Origin of the sequence: Halalkalibacter suaedae (genome assembly GCF_017939705.1) — a bacterium.
GTDB lineage: Bacteria > Bacillota > Bacilli > Bacillales > Bacillaceae_D > Halalkalibacter > Halalkalibacter suaedae.
Window position 1 is genome coordinate 1 of record NZ_JAGKSQ010000027.1, and the last position, 1183, is coordinate 1183.

Sequence of the window (1183 nt, forward strand, 5' to 3'; positions counted from 1 at the left end):
CCCATTAGTCCGCTCGACTTGCATGTATTAGGCACGCCGCCAGCGTTCGTCCTGAGCCAGGATCAAACTCTCCATAAAATTGGTTTGAGTTTAAATAGCTCAATACTTGTTGCTGACTTTTTAAAAAGTCTAAATTGACGAGATATCCTTACTGTTGAAATCAACAGTGAAATCTCTATTTCGCTTGGCTTTTGTTCAGTTTTCAAAGAACTCTTTGTCGTTTATTGGCGACTTTTATTACTCTAACAGAGTAATAACATTTTGTCAAAACTTTTTTGGTGGAGCCTAGCGGGATCGAACCGCTGACCTCCTGCGTGCAAGGCAGGCGCTCTCCCAGCTGAGCTAAGGCCCCAAAAATAGTTAAATGGTCGGGAAGACAGGATTTGAACCTGCGACCCCTTGGTCCCAAACCAAGTGCTCTACCAAGCTGAGCTACTTCCCGACTAATATGGCGCGCCCTGAGAGATTCGAACTCCCGACCTTTTGATTCGTAGTCAAACACTCTATCCAGCTGAGCTAAGGGCGCATTGTGATGCCGAGGGCCGGACTTGAACCGGCACGATAGTCACCTACCGCAGGATTTTAAGTCCTGTGTGTCTGCCAATTCCACCACCCCGGCAGGACTTGTTGCTATAAAGAGCGGAAGACGAGATTCGAACTCGCGACCCCCACCTTGGCAAGGTGGTGTTCTACCACTGAACTACTTCCGCATCGTTAATGCGGGTGAAGGGACTTGAACCCCCACGTCATAAGACACTAGATCCTAAGTCTAGCGCGTCTGCCAATTCCGCCACACCCGCGTATAATGGTATTTTTCTAAACACCTAAAATGGTGAGCCATGAAGGATTCGAACCTTCGACCCTCTGATTAAAAGTCAGATGCTCTACCAACTGAGCTAATGGCTCGGGAAAACGATGCCGGCCAGAGGACTTGAACCCCCAACCTACTGATTACAAGTCAGTTGCTCTACCAATTGAGCTAGGCCGGCATATGGTGGAGGATGACGGGATCGAACCGCCGACCCCCTGCTTGTAAGGCAGGTGCTCTCCCAGCTGAGCTAATCCTCCATTATTTCGTCCGGCAACGTCCTACTCTCACAGGGGGAAGCCCCCAACTACCATCGGCGCTGAAGAGCTTAACGACCGTGTTCGGCATGGGAACGGGTGTGACCTCTTCGCTATC

Annotated in this window: 9 tRNA genes and 2 rRNA genes; all 11 read right to left on the reverse strand. The window is 49.9% G+C overall.

What is annotated here, in order from left to right:
* Positions 1 to 78, reverse strand: a 16S ribosomal RNA gene (locus J7W16_RS21745); the annotation flags it as partial.
* 198 nt (positions 79 to 276) lie between these two features.
* Positions 277 to 352: transfer RNA gene (locus tag J7W16_RS21750), tRNA-Ala, on the reverse strand.
* A 13-nt stretch (positions 353 to 365) separates the two neighbouring features.
* Positions 366 to 442 (reverse strand) — tRNA-Pro (locus tag J7W16_RS21755).
* A gap of 7 nt (positions 443 to 449) precedes the next feature.
* Positions 450 to 526, reverse strand: a tRNA-Arg gene (locus J7W16_RS21760).
* 7 nt (positions 527 to 533) lie between these two features.
* Positions 534 to 619, reverse strand: a tRNA-Leu gene (locus J7W16_RS21765).
* Between the two features lie 19 nt (positions 620 to 638).
* Positions 639 to 710: transfer RNA gene (locus J7W16_RS21770), tRNA-Gly, on the reverse strand.
* An 8-nt stretch (positions 711 to 718) separates the two neighbouring features.
* Positions 719 to 800 (reverse strand) — tRNA-Leu (locus tag J7W16_RS21775).
* Between the two features lie 30 nt (positions 801 to 830).
* Positions 831 to 906 (reverse strand) — tRNA-Lys (locus J7W16_RS21780).
* Between the two features lie 10 nt (positions 907 to 916).
* Positions 917 to 989: transfer RNA gene (locus tag J7W16_RS21785), tRNA-Thr, on the reverse strand.
* Positions 990 to 992: 3 nt separating this feature from the next.
* Positions 993 to 1068: transfer RNA gene (locus J7W16_RS21790), tRNA-Val, on the reverse strand.
* Between the two features lie 8 nt (positions 1069 to 1076).
* Positions 1077 to 1183 (reverse strand): 5S ribosomal RNA (gene rrf / locus J7W16_RS21795); the annotation flags it as partial.